The following is a 22,802-nucleotide window of genomic DNA, read 5'->3' as shown; positions in this document are numbered from 1 at the left end:
AATTTGTTTTTTTAGTCAGTCAATTTTTTATTTAAAAGAAATTCCAATTTCTTCAGTTTCGATGTCCAGAACTTATCAAAGAAGGAGATCCATTGCTGTAATTCATTGAATCCTTCCTGTTTCAGTGTGCAATACCTTTCTCTGCCTATGTCCTTGATAGAAATAAACCCTGCGGAGTATAGTATTTTGATATGCTTTGAAACAGCAGGACGACTCATGTCGAAATTTTCAGCGAGGCTGTTGATGGTTAAACTTTCTTCTGAGAGTAGCGTTAACATCTTCCTCCTGCTCGGGTCAGCAATTACCTGGAATACATCAAGTGTTGGTTGTGCCATTTACTCTGGTATTTATACGGTCAGCGATTTTTTGTAAGTTTTTGAGCCATCCGTCTGTCAGTGCGTTGTACATGTTGACATTTTCTGTTTCCGAAAAACCGCTATGCAAAAGTGAAAGTTGAGTCCCTTGATCTTTCTGTTCCAGTTTCCATTCCACTACTGATTCAATAGTGATCTTGCCGTCTCCGGAGCCGCTATTCCAGGAATAGGATAGCTTTTTGAAAGGAACCATCTCTAATACCCTGCAATAAACTATTCCGTCGAAGTTGAGGCTGGGTATGGGGTTGGTCTTGAATTGAAAGTCATGCCCAATGATGGGCTGAAAATCATTTTTCATGAGCCACTGTTCCATCAATTCAGCATTTGTGAGATATTCCCAAACTATCTCGGGAGGATGGGGGAAGAAAAACTGGTGATTAATGCTTGCTGCCATAATGCGTAACTTTTAAGTTACCTAAAGGTATATGTAACTTTTGAGTTACCCAAATATTTTTTGAGTTTTTTTTACTTTCTTAGAAAACTAACAGGAATGAGGCTGGTGCATATTTTTTCAGATCAACAATGAACCTGTTGTTTTTTACGCTAATCCGCTTCCCAATTGGGTTACCGCGTAAATCAACCGGTTGAACCGCTTTGGCATTACATTTTTCAGGAAAACTAACCGTACAATTGCCTGAAATGCCTGATTGTTCCCACAGCCGTAGAATAGTGCCTTCGCCATCCGGATTTTCTCCAAAAGCGGTGATGAGTACACCGGTTCTGGAAATGGAGATACCTGTATTCATTGCCTTTAACTTTCCGGCTTCGCCCTCCGCTATCCCTGTTAATAAAGGTACACGTGCTTCCCAGGAGTTTTGAATCAGATCAGGAACGGCAGGCGTGTGGGCATCTATGGACCAGATCCGAACTCTTTCACTCCATGAACCATCCTGCCATAATGGGAAATTGGTATTCCACATATTATTGTAAATATTTACAAATACGGAGGGGATTTCCGGGGAGTGATCCAAAGCAAATTTCCATAAGCCGGGTTCGCCTAAACAAATCAACGGCGCATCAATAGGAGTTAATCCCATTCCCGATTGGTTGGCCTGCGTAATAGCCACACCGGAATTAACCGCCATCAGGTACTTGTTAGTGCCGGTAATGATGTCTGTCTGAGGATTTATAGGGCCACCCAAACGTCCCACTGTAAAGTGAGGTTTCGTAATGGCAAAGGGAAAGCAAAGCCATCCACCTTCTGGTTGTTTGTCTGCTGTTTTAGAAGCTACTGCCCATTCCACATCTACATAAGGTGTATTTCGGGGGAAGGTAAATATCAGCGTATATTTTTTTGCGAAGCCGTTTGTCTGCTCCGTAGTCAGCGTAGCGATATCCGCTATGGCTGAATGCGCCACCGTGATGTCCCAATGATGTGGCGTAAAGGCGATGTAAGGTGCTTTATCCGCACTGATCATTCCGGGTTTCCCCAAATCATTCAAACCCCAGCCATCTTTTATCCGGCTATAGGCATTAAACCATTTGTCTACCTCGTTGGTGCTGAACCGTTCATGCAAAAACTGGCCAACAACATATTCTGAGGAAGTATCCACTAATTCACGACCGGTTTTCTTCTCAACTAAAGAGGATATTCCTCCCCGGGTTAAATCAAAAACTATGTTAAAATAGGGGGTGCTAAATATAGATTGGCTATCGTTTGTAATGGTGGATGCTTTTAAATCGCCTGGAGCATAAGTAACATAACCACCTGCCGGAATTTCTTTTGCATAAAAAGAAGTTCCTTTTTCCCAAGGATTTTCAACCATGCCTGATCTCTTCCAGGGTAGGGGATTATAAACGATCAACCGCTTTCCTGCTACGTTTACAGATTTTGCCAGCAGATCAAGATGGGTATTTAGTTCCGTACTAACAATGTTGTTGGTGTTGCGGATATACTGGCGCTTTTCATCGTACGATTTTAACCATTTCCTTTTGCTTCCCTGACCAGTGTTTGTTGCATCACTATTTTTAAGTTTTGAATAATCGCCGTTTTCAGGAATGGGTTCTGCTTCGGCTTCAGCCAGCCATTTTTTCCAATCATCACCATAACTGTAACGTGGGCCGTATTCCGCATTCATGCCCCAGGTATGTTCAGCGTACAAAAGACTTTGTTCATAGGCTTTTGCCAGTTTAGCCGAAACAGATGCAGTGGGAACGCCCCAGATGTTCATTTCTGTGTGCAGTGCATCAAGTGCTGGTGTCAACGGGCGGATATTTCGTGCGATTTTTGTTTCCTGGGGATTTGATTGTAGGCCATGAATCCAGGAATCGGGTGTGTCTCCTTTAATAGTAGGCAAATCAGGATGCTCCGCAAATATTGCTCTTGCAAAATCATCGAGCGTTCCAAAATGTATCTTTACTCCTGGCAGATCTCTTTGCGTTTGCGCAATGATGTTCTCCACTTCTTTTTGGTTAGGCGGGCCGTGGTTGTCGCCAGTCATGATCATAGCAAGATAGTTCTTGCATGGCCAGTTGGCAGGAGGTTGTATTTCAGAGCCATACAGCGGGGTATATTGACATAAAATTTTAGCACCATCAGCACCTTCCCACCAGAAAATTGGAGGAAAGCGCGGATACTGACTCGCAGGATTACAGCCTAATTGCAGGAACTTTATACCTGCATGGCTTAGCAAGGTAGGCATCACCCAGGAATGACTGGGAACATCGGTCATTTTAGCACTGATAGGTAATGGCAGTCCATAGGTACGGGCAATTTTTGAAGAGTAATTTAGCCCGCGAACTAAATCTTCATAATCAAGCGACTCGGTATGCGTTGTAAAAGGGAGGGCATGTACCACGATGGCTCCTTCTCTGATCGCTTTTTCTATTCTTATCTTTCGTTCCGGATTTTGTTGAGGCCCTAATATCTGTGCATAGAGTGGCCATCCGGGCACTGTCCAGGCAAAGCGTTTATCTTTCGGGAGTGTTGCATTTTTCTCTATCACCTTTAATGCCTTATCCATCATTTCTCCCCGGTATCGTGCAAAAACATTTTCCGGTAAATCAGTAAAGCCTAAGTCGAAGTGAGTTTTGAATACCAGCCATACATCTGTTACTTTTGAGATGCCTGCATTACTTGTTTTTTGCTGTTGTGCAAATGCTCCCGCTGTAACCAGGAGAATGGTAAAAAATATCAGGTAGATTTTTTTCATAATAGTTCAATCTTTTTGATTACTTATTCCTGTTAGTCTTTTTTAACGATTGTTCCTTTAGCTCCTGCTTTAATGGTCCACTCTTTACCTGCAAAATGTATATGGCGTAGCTCCCCGGTAAAAGGGCGTGGTGTGGATGAATTCTGAAGACCTGTTCCTTCACCGGCTTCCGGGGAGAAGCCAAAGAACGTAGTGATGACCACGTCACTGAACGCAACGCCACTGATACATTCTTTCATACAGCCCTGCCTCATGGCAATACGCACAGGCGCATCATAGGCGGTGCGGTTGGGACCAAAAAATTCACGGGCCTGCGCAAATGGACCTTCCCTTGTAACCACTGCCGTACGACAGTAGAACGTATAGGCCCCAACGGGATCACCGAGCTGCCACATGGTATTAACAGTGAGTGGAATCCAGCCGTCATAAGCGCCCATGGGGCCATGATCCGGGCGGTCTGAATTCATGGCCGCAGCATCTTTCTCACTCATTGCCCGCATCCAGTCGCGGGTAAGGAGTTCGTTTTTGACGAAGGAAATCATTTCTGATTTTTGTGTAGGAGAGAGGTCCCGCTTTAACGCATTGCCCGTATATATGAAGTCTACACAGTGCCGCAGTTCCACACGTTTACCATCTAAGTGCCAGGCATTCCAGACGCCATCTCCCGGTTTGTAGAGCGACAGTACCACGGGAAGTAGCGTTGTCGCTTTTTTCTGTAACTCATTTGCGCGTACTGTATTGCCACGAAGGATATACCACTTTGCGGTCTCCCGCATCATCCATATATTTTGCGCATTGCAGGAAGGAACACAATGGATATAAGCGGGAGCGCATTCAAGCAGGTTGTTGTTTTCACCATAGTTAGCCAATCCATCATGACCTTTGGGAAGTGATTCCCAGTTGGTAGCAAGTGAATCCATGGCTTCCATGATGGTGCGGCCATTTTCCAGTTTTTCATCGAGGAAGTGGCGATCATTTGTTACGCGCAGATATTCATCAATGGTTTTAAAGATAGTACATGCATTGAATGCATAACCGCCGATGTTGTCATAATGATTTGCATCAAAACCTGTAGTATCCCGTAAATCGAGCGCATAGCCACTGGCTTTTCCGCTACGTGGATTCTGCACCAGCCAGCGGCGAAGCGTCGCCTTCATACCGGCAGGTTCCAGCAGTGCCCATGCAGTCGCCTGCATAGAGGCATCCCAGTAAAATTGAGTGCCGTCTTCCCGTTCACCACTGGTAATAAAAGAACGGGGATGGACCGGAAACTGTGTACGTTCCAGGGCTAACATCGTCCACGCGCCAACGTAGTAGTTGCGTGCCAGTGCGGCGTCGGAACTTTTCAAGACAGGCAGATGTCCCGAAAAATGTGTATTACCCGGCGTGAATGCGTCCGCCCAACGATTCTCCCAAACCTTTTTGCAGTCATCGAAGTAAGTGTTAAAGCTGGCCGCCCATCTGGTCACTACAGCGTCGGTTTGCGCCGTTTGTGAAGATGCATCATCACCCGCCGCAAATTCAATACGCATACTGCCTCCTTTGGGTAGCTCCATTGTCCAACGCCAGATAACGGTATCTTTTTCCGTTGATATATGATCGGGGTTGCGTGATGGACGCAGTATGGATGTCACTCCCTTACGTTGGGTGCTATTGGAAACGCCGATACCATCGGCCAGGAGTTTACCAGGTACACGCAAAGTCAGCGTAGTATGGCGCGGTACAATCGTTGTATTGGTGGCCACGATGCGACACATTATATTTCTTGATTCATTGATCATTCGTGTGTCCGTTTCCACTGATATGCCATTGCAATATGGATTGCGCCGCAGCGCCTTATAGGGGAAACAGCGGGTTTCCGTGGCCGGATATTCCTGCCCGTCTATGGTCAGTGTAGTGACAGGATGCCCTTTCCGCCAGGGATATATTCCCCCCGGATAATAGTAATAGGAGGTCAGGTCCCGGTTAACCACCAGCATATGGTGGAAATTATGGACTGCAGGCATATTATCCACCTGATCCATCGGGATCCAGTCTCCGGCAATGTCATCAAGCGTAGGAATCCCCAGTGCTGCCGCGCGTTTCGAAGAAGAATCAGTGATGATTACAGGGAGGTGATCTGCTAATGCAAAGACAGAAAGCGTATTGAAAATAGCTGCTGTAAGAATAACAAAAGCTATACTTGTTTTCATGAAGTAGAATTTAATATGTACAAACATATGGACATATCACTACATTTCAAATAGCTGGCAGATTAAATTATCTTGTTGATTTGGGGTAAAATTTCCCGTCCATTTTCAGACATGGAGTGTTCGGATACGGACGTCCATAGCAAAATAAAATGCGTAATATCGTTGTACAGCGCAGGTTGTGTGTATGGCAGCATTATTGTCATTTAACGGAAAATTGCCAAATCATGTTAAGAAGTCATGCCAGGGTGGCCTGGAGAAATCTTTTAAAGAACAAGACTTTTTCTGTCATAAATATCATAGGGTTGTCTACCGGGATGGCGGTGGCTCTGCTGATTGGTTTGTGGGTTCATGATGAATTGACGTTCAGTAAAAATCATGCGCATTACGATCGTATTGTGCAGGTGATGCAGCACCAAACCTTTAACGGCGTGGTAGGTACGCAGCCATCCAATCCTTATTTGTTAGGACAGGAGATCCGCGATAAATATGGCAGTGACTTCAAGTATGTGGTGATGTCGTCCTGGACGGGGAAACATATATTAACCCATAACAATAATGCGGTTTCCGAAACCGGCAATTTCTTTGAGCCGGACTTCCCGGAAATGATTACGCTTAAAATGCTGAAAGGTACCCGTGTCGGGTTAAAAGATCCGGCATCCATCCTGTTATCGGCCTCCGCGGCAAAAGCATTGTTTGGAGATACAGATCCTACAGATAAGTTGATAAAGATAGATAACAAACTGGATGTGAAAGTGACCGGTGTGTACGAAGATCTTCCTTACAACTCCGCCTTCAGGGCCCTGGCGTTTATCGCCCCCTGGGAGTTATATGTCAACAGTCAACCTTGGATTAAAGCGATGGACAATCCATGGCGGTCCAACTTCACCCAAACCTATGCGCAACTGGCGGACAATGCAGACCTGGAAAAGGTTTCAGCTAAAATAAAAGATGTGAAGATGCGTAAAGTGCGGGCAGAAAGTGCGGCATTTAAGCCGGAAGTATTTCTGCATCCTATGAGCAAATGGCATTTATATGCGGAGTGGGACAATGGAAAAAATGTAGGTGGGGGTATTCAGTTTGTATGGCTTTTCGGGATCATTGGCTTTTTTGTGCTGCTGCTGGCCTGCATTAACTTCATGAACCTAAGTACTGCCCGTTCTGAAAAGAGGGCGAAGGAAGTAGGTATCCGGAAGGCCATAGGGTCTGTCCGTGGCCAGTTGATCACGCAGTTCTTCAGTGAATCCCTGCTGGTAACGGTCATTGGTTTTGTATTGGCATTGCTGCTGGTGCAGTTGGCTTTACCGGTGTTTAACAGTGTAGCCGACAAGAAGGTCAGCATTCCGCTATCGAATCCCTTATTCTGGCTGATTGGCCTCGCAGTGACACTTTTTACCGGCTTAATTGCCGGCAGTTACCCCGCATTGTATCTTTCTTCTTTTGAGCCTATCAAAGTGCTGAAAGGTACTTTCCGCGCAGGACGTTATGCGGCCATTCCCCGGAAGGCATTAGTGGTGACACAGTTTACCGTGTCGGTCATTCTTATTATAGGAACCGTGGTCGTATTCCGGCAGATTCAATACGCAAAAAGCCGTCCGACCGCCTATAGCAGGGAAGGGCTGCTTGCCATTCCAATGAAGACTGCGGAAATGAAAGATCATTTTGAATTAATCCGCAATGAGTTGCTTGCAACCGGCGTGGTGAAAGACATGGCTTATTCTTCCAGTGGTACCACGGAGCTGAATGCTATTAATAATGGCTATACCTGGAAAGGAATGCTGCCGGGAACACAGGGAAATTTCGGCTCCGTTAATGTGACACATGATTATGGAAAAACCATTAACTGGCAGATCATCGCAGGACGCGACTTTTCGAGAGCGTTCGCCACGGATAGCACCGCTATGATCCTCAACGAGGCCGCCGTTAAATTTATGGGCCTTAAAGAGCCGCTGGGAGAAATCGTAAAGGTAGATAATAAGCCATTTCATGTGATTGGTGTGGTGAAAGATATGGTGATAGAATCTCCTTATAATCCGGTCTTCCGCACTGTTTTTACGATAGATTATGACAACGCCAATCTGATCAATGCTAAAATAAATCCTGACAAAACCACCGCTACTGCGTTGGCGCAGATCGAGGCGGTCTTTAAAAAATATAATCCCGGTGTTCCTTTTGTTTACAATTTTGTAGATAAGGATTATGCTGAAAAGTTTGATACAGAACAACGTATCGCCCAACTCTCCAGCTTCTTTGCCGTGCTGGCTATTTTCATCAGTTGCCTGGGACTGTTTGGTATGGCCTCTTTCATGGCAGAGCAGCGCGTGAAGGAAATCGGTGTGCGCAAGGTACTGGGCGCTTCCGTTTTCAATTTATGGCGTTTGATGACAAAGGATTTTGTATTGTTGGTGGCGATTGCACTGCTGTTGGCTATACCGGTAGCTTATTATTTCATGAACAACTGGCTGCAGCACTATAAATACCGCACGGAAATATCCTGGTGGATCATTGCGTTGACCAGTATCGGCGCGTTATCCATCACTTTGCTGACAGTGAGTTATCAATCCATTAAAGCAGCGATGATGAACCCGGTGAAGTCGTTAAGGTCGGAGTAAGGATTTATTTAAGTAGCTCCAGTTCAATATATTTTGTACAGTCGTTTTTCATATCAGGAGAATTATCAAGCAGGATGGCTGCGCCGCCTTGTTTGATCATTTCTTTTACCGTGTCATAGCTTACCATAGCACCTTCTACGCCTTGCCCTATTAAATCAAAAATGATATGGTTTGTATTGGATAACGTAGCATAAAGACTGATTAGTTGCTGATGATTTCCCCCCAGCGGATTCATTTTTGTGCGCTTGTTAATAAGCGGGTTCCCGTATATTTTGCTGGCAAGCTCATGGTGTGGTTGGGCATTTTTTTTAAAGTATTGCCCAACAGTCGACGGATAGAAACGCTTTCTTATCCACGACTCTCTGAAATGCGGCACATAGGTCAGCGGCTGATATATTTTAACAGCATCATTCGAAATCCTACCAGTTAAAATGTCAATCAGCTGCATTTCCAAATCATAGAAATGCGCCCCACTATATAAATAGACGACTATCATTTCCCCTTCCCTCAACTCAAAAGGAGGTATGAAATATTTTCCTATCGTTATCCCTTTACTTTCCACTATCATCTGATTGCTTATAATGTATCCGTTTATCTAATCATAAACTAAAATAAGGTTAATATCGGCAAAGAAGCCATCAATTTTAGCGTATACCCTTAGCCTGTATTAAACTAAATTCGTAAGACGACAACAAAATCGAAGCTATTACGATAGTAAAGAGCATTAATGATCCCGTTTGTGAGGGCTGTCACCGGCCAATCTTGTAATTTCAACCAAAGCAATCAAATCAACTGTCTTGAATATTCTATGCCCTGCAGGTTAAAATAGTATCTCCAATTCTATCAGCTGATTTTATCATTCAGTTAATAAAAGCAATCTTATGAAGTAGACTTTATCCACTATGACCGGCTACCGCGGAAATGTCCGTCTGTTGCGGGTTACACGTTACACGTTTTTTTTCTGCCGGTAGCATGCTGCTACCTGTTGTTATACTTTTCTCCATACATTAAACCATTTATATGTCACATTTATCACGAAAGATAATAGTGGGGTTGCTATGCCTGGCCATCAGCCAGGGAGTTGCCGCACAACAAAAAAATGCACCGGCGCCATTGCCGGATCACTGTTCCTCTTCCAGGGCGATGCAGGAACTGTATAAAAAACATCCTGCATCCTTACAGGCTGCCCGCAACCAGGAGGTTAATATCCGGAAGACGGTAGCCAGGATGCAACAACAACGACAGGCATTCGAAACACAATCTGTGCAATACACTATACCGGTGGTATTCCACATTAATGATGCTGTGAATCCCTATAAAGTAACGATGGCGCAGATCCGTTCTGCCATAGATATTATGAACCAGGATTATAACCTGGCGAACCCTGATTACAGCCAGATTGACTCCCGTTTTATAGGATTGGCTGCTAATCTTCATATTACTTTCCGGCTGGCAGATATTGACCCGCAAGGCAATCCTACTAATGGTGTAACCTATCACTACAATGATTTGGATGGCCGCTCTCCGGACGGTTCCGGCGCTAATGTGAAAGGCGTTTCCTACTGGCCCGGAGAAAAATACCTGAACATCTGGATCGTGAGTGAAGTGGAACAGAAAGGGGTATTTAATAATTCCGGCTGGACTTATCTCCCGGATGAGTGGGTGGCCAGTAATCACCTGGATGGTGTAGTTTATAACTGGCGTTATCTGGGCGCACCAGGCGTCGGGTCTTCTGAAAATGGCTATCCATATATGAAGCGGGTGCTTACCCACGAAGTAGGTCACTTTCTTAATTTGCAACACACCTTTGAAAACGGTTGTACCGCTCCCGGTGATGAAGTAGATGATACACCACCTACACAATCCAACTATGGGGGATGTAACTTAAACGCCAACTCCTGTGGTACTGTGGCGAATGTAGAAAATTACATGGACTATTCTTCCTGCACCAAGATGTTTACAGCAGGTCAGGCAGATAGAATGCTGGCCGCGTTAACCAGCACAGTGGCTCACCGGAATAATTTATGGTCAGCCGCCAACCTGGCAGCCACCTTGTTGTCGGATTCCACTAAAAGGATGGTGCCGGCTTTTAATTTATTCAACGAAAGTGATGTAAATAACGGTGCCATAACGCTAACGGATACACTAAAAATGCTGGGCGGCGCAAAGTTTGCTGTCAGTAGCGGCAGCCTGACGCAAGGCACGCACTTTACAGTGCAAAATCTGCCTGCCGGCTTGTCGGTGGCTATCCAGGTGATTAACAACACCACGGCGATATTATCTTTTACCGGCCAGGCTACACAGCATAATGTGATCAATAATACAGATAGTTTAAAAATTACCTTCCTCAATGCGGCCATACAGGGAGGAGCTGCATCGCTCTACCATTCTTATATCAACCTGGGTATTCGTTTCCTGGATCCGTATAAGATCATTTACAATGATATCCCTGATATTGTGGTGAACAGTACCAGTACCTGGACTCGCTTTAGTTTTAATACAGGAGATGGGACCTTCGGCGGCTGGTTCGACAACGGCAAACTGCGCCTGGAAACCTATCAGAAAGCAGCCGTGTGTGAAGGTAGTACCCGGAATATTTCTCCGTTGCCGGTGAATACAATGATAGGAGATACGTCTTCTTTTGTGGCCGGTGGTGCATTCCCGGATGAACATGATATCTTCAGCAGCACTTATACCAAATGGGGTGGTAAAACAGCCTACGTAGGTGTTAAGTTTACCGTAGGAGGCAAACCCCGTTATGGCTGGATTCGTATTACGGTAGCTGCCGATGGCAGTACTTACACCATTAAGGACTATGCCTGGAATCAGGCGCCTAATGGCAGTATCAGGGCCGGTAATGCAGGAGCGCCTACGCTTTCCTGGTCAAAGAGCCAGTTCCGCGAAGCATCGGTCAATGATGGTGGCATTCCAGATTCCTCAGAAGTTGGTATTCTCGGTAATACCTTCGCCATCAGCTCCGGGAATTTCACTAACAACGTGCATTATACCGTTAGTAATCTCCCTGCTGGGTTGAGTGTACAGCTGAAAGCTTTGAATAATACCACGGCCATCCTGAAATTCACAGGCAAGGCTACCAGTCACACGGCCGCTAACAATGCAGCAGTGATCGTCCATCTCTTACCGGCAGCCTTCAGTACCCAACAGGCAGTAGACAGTAGCCAGAAGCAACTGCTCATCAACTTCCGCGATCCTTATATGATTAAGTACGTGGATGTAAATGATACGCTTTACACTATCAATATGACCAACAACTGGTATCCTTTCCTGGTGGATAATATTCCGGATGCGGTTTATGGCTTGTGGGCAGACAGTGGCAGGTTAAGATTTGAATCCTACCAGAAGCCGATCGTTTGCCAGGGTACTACTAAGAATATTTCCCTGCTGGCCCCCAATACGGTCATCAGTGATACGTCTAATTTTGTAGCTGGTGGCGCTTACCCGGATGAACATAACCTGACTACCACCTCCTACACGGTATGGAAAGGAGCAACGGGTTATGCAGGATTTACTTTCACTACCGGTGGAGAAACATTCTATGGCTGGTTCCGGTTTAAAGTGGCTGCTAACGGTAGTGGATATACGTTAATGGATTATGCTTACAATACACTGCCTGGTGGTAGTATTAAGGCAGGACAAACCGGCGCGCCTGTAACAGATTCCGGATTTCATGTATCTGATTACTGTACCGCCAGTACGGCATTGAACTATAACACCATCACACGGGTGCGGTTCGCTAACCTGGACAATAGTTCACAATGGGATGGTTATAAAGACTTCACCGCACAATCAGCTAACGTAACAGCCGGAGGATCTTATCAGCTGCAGATAAATCTGAATATAGAATATTGGCCGGACATTTCTGTGGCCGCATGGGTAGACTGGAATGGCGACAAACAATTGAATGATACCACAGAAAAAATATTTGTTAGACGGGGTACAGGTCCTTTCACTCAAACCATTACGGTGCCTGCCAATGCGAAGAATGGCACAACGCTGCTTCGCGTCAGAATGGGGTATGGCAGTAATATGAAACCTTGCGGCATTGATAATTACCAGGGTGAGGTAGAAGATTACACCGTCAAAGTAACCGGAGGCACCGCGTTGCTGAAGAAGATGGCGACTTCCAATTACAGGCTGAGTGCTACCAGTCCTTTTTCAGACAGGATTAATATCAACTACCAGTCCACTGTAACTGGTATGGCAAAAGTGAAGCTGTATAACCTCAACGGCTATATGCTAAAAGAACAGGATGCGCATGTAATAAAAGGTAATAACACTTTGCAGATAAATAATCTGTCTGCATTACCGTCAGGCGTGTACATCATTGATGTATCCTATGGCGGAGAAAGACATACCGTGAAAGTGGTGAAATAGATACTATTCCAAAGATGAAAACAGGTGGTATATCGAAAGATGTACCACCTGTTTCTTTAGCTGCCACTATACACCATATTAATCACGTCATCCAACCCTTTGTCATTCCCCAGTGTTCCCCAGGTTAAATGTTTCTGTGGTGAAAGTCGTGCTTCGCAAAACAGCGGGGCCACCGTTTCCGGTGCTATCCGTATTAGTTCTATCGCCTGCATGGCGAGTGCCATTTTTTCAACGATGATGCGTGCTTTATACTCATCCGGATGTGCTATCAGCGGCTGTAAATTTTCCAGGTGATGATCTAAATGTGTATCGAAGCCTTTGGCTTGTTCTAAGTAATCCATGAATGCGTTGATGCTGTGGGGTTCTTTGTGCATGCTGCGCAGTACATCCAGTGCCTGTATGTTGCCAGAGCCTTCCCAGATGGCGTTTACCGGCACATCGCGGTATAGCCTGGGCATAATGGATTCTTCCACGTAACCATTGCCGCCAACACATTCCAGGGCTTCACCAAGTACCAGTACTGCTCTTTTGGTGTTCCAGAATTTTCCGATAGCGGTAGCGATGCGGGTAAAGTGCATGGCTGCTTCATCAGTAACTGCATCATCAAAACCTTTTGCCAGGCGCATGGCGAGAGCGGTGGCGGCAGCGGATTCCAGAGATAGATCGGCTAATACATTTTTCATGAGTGGCTGATCGATCAGTTTTTTTCCGAAAGCAGTTCTGTGGCGACAGTGATGGATGGCTTCTGCCAAAGCCCGCTGCATGGTGGCAGCAGAGCCGATGGCACAATCCAGGCGGGTATGGCGTACCATCTCCATGATGTTGGCCACGCCGCGACCTGTTTCTCCGATGAGCTGTCCCCAGGCTTCGTGGAATTCCACTTCACCGGATGCATTTGATTTGTTGCCCAGTTTATCTTTTAACCGCTGAAAGTAGAGCGCATTCTTTTTTCCTTCTGGTGTGAACCGTGGCACCAGGAAACAGCTTAATCCTTTGTCTGTTTGGGCCAGCACCAGGAAAGCATCGCTCATGGGAGCACTGCAGAACCATTTTCTGCCGGTAATTTTGTAGACACCATTGCCTGCGGGTTTCGCAAAAGTAAGATTAGCACGAACGTCGCTGCCGCCTTGTGGTTCGGTCATGGCCATGCCAAAGGTGACGCCTTTTTTCAGGGCGTATGGAATAGGTCTTGCGTCGTATTCATTGGAAAGTACCAGTGGTAGCCATTCTTTGGCAATGTCTGATTCGATTTTGAGTGAAGGCACTACCGCAAAGGTCATTGTTAAAGGGCAGCTGCTGCCTTCATCTATTTGTTGTTTAAGATAAGACAGGGTGCTGTGTGCGAGATAGGCGCCTTTGTTGCTGGCCGTCCATGCGATGGAATGCACCTGGTGACCGATGGCTGCTTCCATCATCTGGTGATAGGCCGGATGATACTCAACGATATCTGCGCGGTTGCCAAAGCGATCATGCGTTTTTAGTACAGGAATATTTTTGTTGGCCAGCTCACCGGCATGCTGCATAACTTGACTGCCCATCAACGCGCCGAATTCAGTGGCCTGCGTTTGTATCCAGCTGCCACCATATAGCTGAAGCGCTTTTTGAAGCAGGGGGTGAGAGGTAAATGAATTGTAATTTTCAAGTACGGGTACCTGGTTGGCGGAGGTGTGAAAATCAAAATCAACAGGAAGCATATAATGTGATGTTTGATATACACTAATTTAAACTATTTGCGACAAAGGCTATCGGAGCAAATACATAAAAAAGGCCGCTCCATCCGGAGCGACCTTATATGACGGGTTGGTTTTAAGCTTATCTTCTTTTCCTGTAAATCAGGAGTGCTGTTGCCAGTAGCAGCAGCGATACGGGGATCACCCCAAAGAAAAATATCCGCATGGTGAGGATACCTGCATCATCGCTGTCTATTACATCTCTCGACCTCATAGCACCGGTGTTGATGGGGAACTCTCCATAGGTAAACCAGCGGAATATTTCTGTTGCAAATGGCTGGTTCCATACCGATGGTTTTCTACGGGAAATTTCTGCGGAACTCATGAAGTCGGCATCGCCGGCAACAATGATTCGCTGCGTTTTCCCGGCTTGTTTTCTTTCCATGGCAATGACCAAGGGTTGGTTGTTTTTCGATAACAGCAACGGCACTACCTGGAAACCGGGCGTGGTACCATATTGCAGGTTAACGGCGCCGGACACTGATACTACGCCACTGTCGGCCTGATAGGCTCCCAATGCCGGTGAAATAGCGCCTGCTTTATCAGAGAAATGAGACAGGATGAAATCCGGCGCATAGTCCCTGCTTTCTTCCTGCACAGCAGCATCGCCGGCATGTACATCCAGTTGCTGCAGTAAAGGCGCCAGTACTGCCTGTGATCCGGGCTCCGTCATCACAAAGAGGTTCCTGCCACTGGCCACATATTGCTGCAGCTGTTCCTGTGCCTTGGGAGAAAACGCCGCTTGCGGTGCAGCAATCACGAGTATGGTAGTATTGGGAGAAATATGCTGGAGATCCAGGTTAACAGTATCCACCGTAAAGCCCTGGTTGATCAGCGCAGCACGGAAGGAGCCTTCTTTTACAAACGTCTTCAGTGCCGCATCTCCGGCTTTGGCAATACTTCTTTCTCCGTTACCGGTAAGGAAAGTAACCACAGGAATCCGGGAAGGGGTGACAATATGTTTCAGGGCTGCAGTAAATTCCCGCTCACCCGGATAGATCATCATATCGTTGTAGTACCGCAGAAAGGTTTGACCATCGCCATATTGGAGCAGTCGTACCAGCCTGTTTTCTTCGGGCCGCAGATCTACCATTTTCCGGATAGTGGCTGGTGGCAGTACCTTTTTAAAGTCAAGGTCTTGTATGTCGGCTACTTTTTTGGCAATGGCGGCATCGGTTTCTCCCGGGTAATTTTTATAGAGATTTTTGTTATCACCAAAATCATAGTAGTACACATAGTTCATTTGCAGGTCTGGCATAAACCGGCGGTAAGGGATCATCAATCTTTCATCCGCGCTTTTCTTTTCCGGTGAGCCCAGGTAATAGTTGTCATCGAGGATATTGACGTAGGTGGTAATCTTTAGCGGCTTATCCATTTTCTTTACCAGCTCGCGGCTTTGCGGACCCAGCGTATGGATCCTGGTAACGGTCATGTCAATATAACCGGTAGCTGCCGGGAGAGCGCTGATATAGCCAACGAGGAAACAGAAAGCCACCAGACCAATGTACCTGGCAGTACGGAGCCAGGTGGATTTAGCTTCCCGCTGATCCTGCAAACGCGTACAGGTAATAGTCAGGAAAAAGCCGATGACAAGGAAGAAATACAGTACATCTTCGGAGCTGATTAATCCGGCAATAAATTGTTCTGTTCTGCCGGAGATAGACATAAAGTAGGTGATATGTCTTACCGTATCATTACCCTGAAACAGGCCACCAATAAAGTTCAGCAGGGCCAGTACCGCCAGTGTGCTGATAGCTGCTACTACCTGGTAGGTAGTTAAGGAAGACATGAATAAACCGATGGCCGCGTAGGCACAGATCAGCAGATACAGTCCCAGCGCACCGGATGACAGTAATTGCCAGTCGATATGTTCAATAAAGTAGGAACCGGAGATACTGTATAAACAGATAATTACCAGTAGTAATGCGCCATAGCCCATCATGGCCAGGTATTTTCCCAGTACAATATCTTTGACTTTAATGGGGGAGGACAATAATAATTTGATAGATCCACTGTGTGTTTCCCGGCTGATCAGGCCCATGGTTAGCAGTGGAATATAGAAGTACAGCGTACTTTTTACGCCGGGATAAAAACCTTCTCTGCCACCAAACACCATGGCAGTAACTTCTGTAAAATGATTGCCCATGCGTTGTGCGCGGCCAATCATCTGGATATAGTGGAGGTAATCAATACCTATTTGTATCGGGAACACAATTAAAATGAGCCATGCTACCGGTGAATGAAAAAGGAGACTCAACTCCTGCCGGGCGATTCTGATAATTATTCTCATTACTGTAAAGCAGGTTTAGTTTTTTTATTAGATAACTGGGCGAAGATGGCGTCCAGCGAACTTTTTTCCAGGGTGATTTCTTTCAGGCGCCATCCTTTCTGTACGCTCAGTTCCACAATGCTTTCGGAGATATCTGTTGCTGGTTCAAAGTGCATACGGAAGGATTTGTCTGTCAGTAATTCTACTTCCTTAATGCCTTTTATTTGTTGTAAAACGGTGAGCGAAGGAGGATTTTCCATGGTTGTAATCAGGCTATCCGGTTCGATGTAATTATTGAAAGATTCCATCGTGTCCTTGAACACCATTCTGCCGCCTTCAATCATGATGATATCCTGGCAGGTAGCCTGTATTTCAGAGAGAATGTGTGAAGAAAAGATAACGGCACGGTCCGTGGCGATTTCTTTGATCAGCTGTCTTACTTCCAGGATCTGGTTGGGATCGAGACCGTTGGTGGGTTCGTCCAATACTACCAGCAGGGGTCTGTGGATCAATGCCTGCGCAATGCCTACGCGTTGGCGGTATCCGCCGGAGAGGTTGCCGATCAGGCGATTACTGAAATGGGCCACGCCGCATCTTTCTTTTACCTCCGCTACTGCGGTTTTAATGCGCCGTTTATCTACGAACCGCAGATGCGCGCAATAGGTCAGGTATTCATTTACCGTTTGTTCCAAATATAAAGGTGCATTCTGTGGCAGGAAGCCAATTCTTTTCTTGGCTTCTTCCGGGTGCGTGCGCATATCAATGCCTTCAATGAGCACCTTACCAAGGGTTTGACTGAGTACGCCACAAAGAATATTCATGGTAGTGGATTTACCGGCGCCATTGGAGCCGAGTAATCCTACAATACCCTTTTTATTGATGTCGAAACTGACATCCTGCACTGCCCAGTCTTTACTGTACCGGTGAGAGAGTCCTTCAATTTTAACGATGTTATCTTGCATTTTCTGATTTGATTAAGTCAACAGGAAAGTAAGGGTGCCGGCATCACCGGCACCCATGGAATAGGAATCAGGACAAAAAAATTAAGGATTCAGTGGCCAGTCCGGGTTGAAAATGGTGGCTGCCGGCCATAGCTGACGCAAATAATTATTACTGTTGGGCAGCAGTTCATATGTTTTACCTTCTGCTATATGTGTCACCGTTTTCTGGAACCGGGTTTCTTTGTTCAATCGTTTCAGGTCAATCACACGTACGCCGGTGAAAGCCAGTTCCCGTCGTCTTTCTTCCAGTACAAAGCGCAGTACTTTTTCTGCATCATTGCTGAAATCGGCCGGGGTAAAGACTTTATAGGCAGCGGGTGTGATGCGGTTCCATCTTAACTTATTGATATCATCCAGTGCGGCCGATAAGTTGTTAGTACGCGCATTACATTCTGCTCTTATCAGGTAGGTTTCCGGTATGCCCAGAAAGTTGTTGTAAAAATCACCCCGCAGAAATAATTTCACATGGTAACGGCTCATATAATTGAAGGGGGGCGCCGGAGGCCAGCCATCAGCATAATACAGCATCCAGCGACGATCATCGCTGCTGAAGAGCGCTGTCAGTTCCGGAGAGGCGCAAACACTCATCCCTAAACCAAAAGGCCGGAGAAAATGACGGGCCACGATCGTTTCTTTGTTATACTGACAATCGGGAATATCCGTCCATCCCACCGGAGCTCCGGGTACATTAGGGAAGGGGCCGGGAATAACCACTTTATTATCATTCATGTTGGCCAGTTCTGATTGCAACGCAAGCGTGAGGTCTGCATTCTTTTTGGCATTGGCATAGTCGCCCATAAAAAGATAGGCCTTGCTCAAAGCGGCATAGCCACCGGCTTTGCCAGCCCTGAATTTTGTGAGTTTGTGATCGAGCGGGAGGTCGGGTATCGCCGCATTAATATCATTGATCACCTGATCATATACTTCCTGGATGGTGTTTCTTTTGAACTTCGCATTAATGTCTGCAACCAGTGCAATAGGAATACCCAACTGTGTGGCAGCAGTGGCGGCATCATAATGCGATGCGTACATATTTACCAGCAATAAATGCTCCATGGCACGGTTCAGGAGGGCTTCTGCGCGGAGTCCTTTTTTAGCAGCTTCCGTTCCCTCCGTAGCATCCATGATGTTATTGATGATGGTATTGCTATAGAAAATCCTTTTGTAACCTTCACTCCATTCATAGTCATTATCACTTTCTGAATAGGGAAGGGGATTGAAGGTATAGATCTTGCGACCAGATAGCGCTTGTTTGCTATACAGGTTACCCGGTTCTCCTTCCGGCAGGAAAGCATCATCGGTCATCAGGTCCCAGTAGTAATCGCCATAGTTAAGGTTGTTGGCTGAATTGAGCAGACCTTCGTAATCGGCTACTGTTATCGGAATGAATTTGTCTTTGGGCTTGATGTCCAGGAATTTGGTACAACCGGACAAGATTACCAGGCATGTTATGATAGAGAGATAGATTTTCCTCATGGCTGTTGGTTTTAAAAAGTGACATCTAATCCTGCCATATAACCTGGCATTACCGGTGTGGTTCTGGCGGCTGAGTACGAGGAAGCGGAGTAGGCTTCCGGATCAATGCCAATGGCGTTTTTGTACCAATGGAAAGGATTTTGTACCTGCAGTGTTAACCTCGCAGCGGATATTTTTTTCGTCCGGGATAACAGCGATGCAAAATTATAAGACAATGAAATGTCCCTTACTTTGATATAATCTGCCTTGAGTACATTCTGATCAGCTGCATACCAGGTCTGGGTAAAATAGATGTTACCGTTGTTTTTAAGATCTGGTGCCGGTATAGTGCCCGGAATTTTTTCATCTCCCGGCTTACGCCAGAAATTTATCACACGGTTATCCGTATTGGAGGAGTTAAGGGCGCCGTTGAGAATGGGTACTACATCCCGCATCACATTTCCGCCGTTGGCGATGACCATGATATTCAGGGTCAACTGATGATACGTAAAGGTGTTGGTAAAGCCGGCGGTGTAGGTAGGCCGCATGGTACCACTGTATACCAATGCGTTTACATCTGTCATGTTCATGACCAGGGCACCTGTCTGATCATAGTTTTGCACTACTTTTCCGGCAGCATCATACACCAGCATGGTACCATTGGTCGGATCAAGTCCTGCAGATTTGAAGCTGAATACGGCATCCATCGGATAGCCCACTCTGTTTACACCGTAGCCGCTGGTCAGGCCGACAACACTCGGATCTTTTGTATTGATCTCGGTCATCCTGTTTTTATTCAGACTGAGTGCCAGGGTACTGCTCCACGAGAAATCTTTTTGCTGAATGTTTTGTGTATTGAGCGCCAGCTCTATGCCTTTATTATTCAGACTACCAAAATTGATCAGTGAGGTAGGAAATGCATTGGTAGGATCAGTGGCTTTATCTCCCAGCAGGTCTGTGCTCTTGCGGATATAATAATCGATGGAGCCGGAAATCCGTTGGTGGAACAGCGCAAAGTCAATACCTATATTGGTGATGGCAGTTTTTTCCCATCTCAATGATTTATTGGGCGGGTAAATAATGTTTGAGCCGGTGGTACCTGTTTCCCGGATAAAAGCGGATTGCGCCTGCAAGTAAGGGCCTACTTTTCTAGCCACGTTACCGCTTAATCCATAGGTAGAACGGATACTGAGGCTGCTGAGCCAGGAAATATTCTTCAGAAAATCTTCTTCAGATATTCGCCAGCTGGCACCGGCAGACCATAGTGGAAGATACCGGTAACGGGGATCTGTGCCAAAGAGATTGGAATTATCGATGCGGATACTACCGGTAACATTGTATTTACCATTGTAGGTATATCCGGCGTTACCGTAAGCGGAAATGTAGCGGTCTTCTGTATAGCTGAAATAGTTTTTATCGCTGTAGTTGTAAGAGAATGTACTACCGATAGCCTGCGTTCCCTCTAAGTAACCGAGCTGAGATTCATCCACCGGCAGGAATTGCAGGTTATTATCGTTGTAGCCCATTCTGAATACAGAAGTATTTTCCTGTGCCACTGCTCTTCTTTCTGCACCCGCCAGCGCAGTAATATGGTGCTGCGTATTAATCTGCCGGTCAAAGTTAAGCTGGGCGCGGGCCGTATAGGACTTGTTGGAGGATCTTATTTCCTGTATCTGGCCACCGTCCGGTACATTTTTTTTGATCACCCCATTGTTGATTTGCGTGGCGTTATTGATCATATCCTTCGTGGAAAAGGCATCGGTCCTGAAGACCTGTGCGTAGTTACCGCCGCCTCGTTCTGTCTGATACTTCAGATCCAGGCTAAGCCCCTTAATAATTTTCACGGTGAATCCACCCTGTAAGCGGAAGTAATTCGAAGTGGATCTGAAATCAGTTTTATCAACTTCGTCCAACGGGTTGTAGGTTTCATCGAGCAAGCCCAGGTTTTTTAACCGGTCTATTTCATATTTTGATTTCAGGTAGTTCCATGGAGCGGAGCTGCCATCGGGGTTCCGCAATACTTCATATGGCATGCGCCTGTAAAAATCGGTAGGGTAGTACATATCGTATTTACCATTGGCGATATTGGTAAATACTGCTGCGTCTGCATCGAGCCATTTGAATACTTTTACTTTATCTTTCAGGCCGATGTTTACCGTTTCGTTGGTACTCTTAAGTCCATAGCCACGGTTGCCGGTATAGTTCATATTCAGGTTGTACTGATGTATTTCATTGCCGCCATTGGCAGAAAAAGCATGTCGTTGCTGGAAATAGTTCCGCATCAGCAGGTCCCTGATCTGACTTTGTCCGTCCGAACTTCTTAATCTGTTGAGTGTGGCATCCAATTCAGCTTTGCTGATGATGTGTTGTTCGTATTGATACAGTGCCTCATTCACTTTGGGTTGCGCTTCTCTCAGGATTCCGTCATCGTAGGAAGGGTGCCACATATTAAACAGTTCCTGCTGCAGGTCTACCATCTGTGGTGCATTGAGCAGGTGCATGTAACCGATATCAGGTTTAGGTAGGATGTAAAAGGTGCTGCTGAAGTTCACCGTCATTTTCCTGGCGCTGCCATTGCGGGTGGTAATCGAAATAACGCCATTAGCTGCGCGGGTACCATAAATAGAGGCCGCGGCGGCATCTTTCATGATGGTCACATTCACCACATCGGCAGGATTAATAAAGTTGAGGTCTCCTTCATATGGAAAACCATCCACTACATAAAGAGGGGCCTGGTTACCATACAGGGTGGAGAGGCCGCGGATGGTGACATTACCATTCTGCATGAATAGCCCGGGGACGGTGCCTTCCAGCCGGTCGAGCAGACTGGTTTCCAGCCTGGCGCCCAGTGTTTTTTCTGTGATGATGCTGAATGAACCGGTAGCCCGTTCTTTCGGAATAGATTGATATCCGGTATTTGCCGTCACATTTACATCGGTGAGGTTGGAGGTGAGTGCCAACAACGTAATAGTGCCGGTGTTACCACTTTTCAGCATCGCTGCTGTTACTACCAGTTCTTTTGTTTTGAAGCCAATAAAGCTAAAGCGCAGCAGCTGGCCGGCGGATGCAGCGATGGTAAAATTACCTTCGATATTGGTAATGGTAGTTTGATTGGTGCCCATGAGCATCACGGTGGCGCCGGGCAAAGGAGCGCCGGTGCTGTCGGTAACATGACCGGTTACGGGAGATTCTTTTCCTGCAAGGTCTTCTGCTACATCGGTTGGAGAGAGACGTTTACCAGACAACATAATCGTGTTGCCGGCTATTTTGTAGTTAAAGGGCTGGTCTTTCATAACCAGGTCCAGAAAGGCCAGTAGTGGCATGTCGCGAACATTCACAGAAATCGCTGCGGCCTGTTTCAGCAGATCCGATTTACCCCACACCACAAATCCTGTTTGCTTTTTGATAGTGGCAAACAGTTTTTCCATTGGCACTTCCTTCCCTGAAAAGGTGATGGACTGTGAAAATGTGCTGGCTGATACATGTAGGCAAATGGCAAGAAGGAGGACACTTGTTAGTCTCATAATCCGGAGCATTTTGGTTGGGAGCCGGCATGGCAAGTCCCAACGGCTCCAGTAAGCAATTTTTTGCATAGATTTGCAGCGTTTGGTTGTTAATAATGGCG

At 46.2% G+C, this 22,802-nt stretch carries 12 protein-coding genes; 2 read left to right on the top strand and 10 right to left on the bottom strand.

What is annotated here, in order from left to right:
- Positions 1 to 11: 11 nt before the first annotated feature.
- The 4 genes from AC1DP6_RS18825 to AC1DP6_RS18810 all read right to left on the bottom strand — a co-directional run bounded on the left by AC1DP6_RS18825 (position 12) and on the right by AC1DP6_RS18810 (position 5,718).
- On the bottom strand, positions 12 to 335 hold the full coding sequence (locus tag AC1DP6_RS18825; protein WP_477056205.1) for an ArsR/SmtB family transcription factor: 324 nt from the start codon (positions 333 to 335) through the stop codon (positions 12 to 14).
- Positions 316 to 768, bottom strand: a complete 453-nt coding sequence (locus tag AC1DP6_RS18820; RefSeq protein WP_477056204.1) for an SRPBCC family protein — start codon at positions 766 to 768, stop codon at positions 316 to 318. The genes AC1DP6_RS18825 and AC1DP6_RS18820 overlap by 20 nt, the downstream gene beginning before the upstream one ends.
- A gap of 79 nt (positions 769 to 847) precedes the next feature.
- Entirely contained in the window at positions 848 to 3,526 is a 2,679-nt protein-coding gene (locus AC1DP6_RS18815; protein ID WP_477056203.1) for a glycoside hydrolase family 38 N-terminal domain-containing protein, read from the bottom strand.
- A gap of 32 nt (positions 3,527 to 3,558) precedes the next feature.
- On the bottom strand, positions 3,559 to 5,718 hold the full coding sequence (locus AC1DP6_RS18810; protein ID WP_477056202.1) for a hypothetical protein: 2,160 nt from the start codon (positions 5,716 to 5,718) through the stop codon (positions 3,559 to 3,561).
- A gap of 224 nt (positions 5,719 to 5,942) precedes the next feature.
- On the opposite strand from AC1DP6_RS18810, the gene AC1DP6_RS18805 reads away from it, so the two are divergent.
- Complete coding sequence (locus AC1DP6_RS18805) at positions 5,943 to 8,327, top strand: ABC transporter permease (RefSeq protein WP_477056201.1); 2,385 nt, start codon at positions 5,943 to 5,945, stop codon at positions 8,325 to 8,327.
- Positions 8,328 to 8,331: 4 nt separating this feature from the next.
- Here the strand turns inward: AC1DP6_RS18805 and AC1DP6_RS18800 are convergent, their stop codons facing one another.
- Positions 8,332 to 8,895, bottom strand: a complete 564-nt coding sequence (locus tag AC1DP6_RS18800; protein ID WP_477056200.1) for a hypothetical protein — start codon at positions 8,893 to 8,895, stop codon at positions 8,332 to 8,334.
- A 452-nt stretch (positions 8,896 to 9,347) separates the two neighbouring features.
- On the opposite strand from AC1DP6_RS18800, the gene AC1DP6_RS18795 reads away from it, so the two are divergent.
- The gene (locus tag AC1DP6_RS18795) at positions 9,348 to 12,722 is read left to right on the top strand and encodes a M43 family zinc metalloprotease (RefSeq protein ID WP_477056199.1); all 3,375 of its coding nucleotides are present in this window, start codon (positions 9,348 to 9,350) and stop codon (positions 12,720 to 12,722) included.
- 56 nt (positions 12,723 to 12,778) lie between these two features.
- Here AC1DP6_RS18795 and AC1DP6_RS18790 read toward each other — a convergent pair whose 3' ends face one another.
- The 5 genes from AC1DP6_RS18790 to AC1DP6_RS18770 form a co-directional block, all read right to left on the bottom strand.
- A complete protein-coding gene (locus AC1DP6_RS18790; RefSeq protein WP_477056198.1) occupies positions 12,779 to 14,416 on the bottom strand; it encodes an acyl-CoA dehydrogenase family protein in 1,638 nt (545 codons plus the stop codon).
- Between the two features lie 118 nt (positions 14,417 to 14,534).
- On the bottom strand, positions 14,535 to 16,742 hold the full coding sequence (locus AC1DP6_RS18785; protein WP_477056197.1) for a DUF4350 domain-containing protein: 2,208 nt from the start codon (positions 16,740 to 16,742) through the stop codon (positions 14,535 to 14,537).
- Entirely contained in the window at positions 16,742 to 17,683 is a 942-nt protein-coding gene (locus tag AC1DP6_RS18780) for an ABC transporter ATP-binding protein (protein WP_477056196.1), read from the bottom strand. Before AC1DP6_RS18780 ends, AC1DP6_RS18785 begins: the two co-directional genes overlap by 1 nt.
- Before the next feature lie 81 nt (positions 17,684 to 17,764).
- Complete coding sequence (locus AC1DP6_RS18775; RefSeq protein WP_477056195.1) at positions 17,765 to 19,198, bottom strand: RagB/SusD family nutrient uptake outer membrane protein; 1,434 nt, start codon at positions 19,196 to 19,198, stop codon at positions 17,765 to 17,767.
- A gap of 11 nt (positions 19,199 to 19,209) precedes the next feature.
- Positions 19,210 to 22,701 (bottom strand): SusC/RagA family TonB-linked outer membrane protein, encoded by a 3,492-nt coding sequence (locus tag AC1DP6_RS18770; RefSeq protein WP_477056194.1) that lies wholly within the window; start codon positions 22,699 to 22,701, stop codon positions 19,210 to 19,212.
- Between the last annotated feature and the right edge of the window lie 101 nt (positions 22,702 to 22,802).

The sequence above is a fragment of the Chitinophaga sp. 01L420 genome, assembly GCF_056399985.1.
This window is presented reverse-complemented; position numbering and strand designations above follow the sequence as displayed.

Coding starts and splice junctions, on each gene's coding strand:
- AC1DP6_RS18825 (WP_477056205.1), bottom strand. CDS start 335: ATGGCACAACCAACACTTGATGTATTCCAGGTAATTGCTGACCCGAGC.
- AC1DP6_RS18820 (WP_477056204.1), bottom strand. CDS start 768: ATGGCAGCAAGCATTAATCACCAGTTTTTCTTCCCCCATCCTCCCGAG.
- AC1DP6_RS18815 (WP_477056203.1), bottom strand. CDS start 3,526: ATGAAAAAAATCTACCTGATATTTTTTACCATTCTCCTGGTTACAGCG.
- AC1DP6_RS18810 (WP_477056202.1), bottom strand. CDS start 5,718: ATGAAAACAAGTATAGCTTTTGTTATTCTTACAGCAGCTATTTTCAAT.
- AC1DP6_RS18805 (WP_477056201.1), top strand. CDS start 5,943: ATGTTAAGAAGTCATGCCAGGGTGGCCTGGAGAAATCTTTTAAAGAAC.
- AC1DP6_RS18800 (WP_477056200.1), bottom strand. CDS start 8,895: ATGATAGTGGAAAGTAAAGGGATAACGATAGGAAAATATTTCATACCT.
- AC1DP6_RS18795 (WP_477056199.1), top strand. CDS start 9,348: ATGTCACATTTATCACGAAAGATAATAGTGGGGTTGCTATGCCTGGCC.
- AC1DP6_RS18790 (WP_477056198.1), bottom strand. CDS start 14,416: ATGCTTCCTGTTGATTTTGATTTTCACACCTCCGCCAACCAGGTACCC.
- AC1DP6_RS18785 (WP_477056197.1), bottom strand. CDS start 16,742: ATGAGAATAATTATCAGAATCGCCCGGCAGGAGTTGAGTCTCCTTTTT.
- AC1DP6_RS18780 (WP_477056196.1), bottom strand. CDS start 17,683: ATGCAAGATAACATCGTTAAAATTGAAGGACTCTCTCACCGGTACAGT.
- AC1DP6_RS18775 (WP_477056195.1), bottom strand. CDS start 19,198: ATGAGGAAAATCTATCTCTCTATCATAACATGCCTGGTAATCTTGTCC.
- AC1DP6_RS18770 (WP_477056194.1), bottom strand. CDS start 22,701: ATGAGACTAACAAGTGTCCTCCTTCTTGCCATTTGCCTACATGTATCA.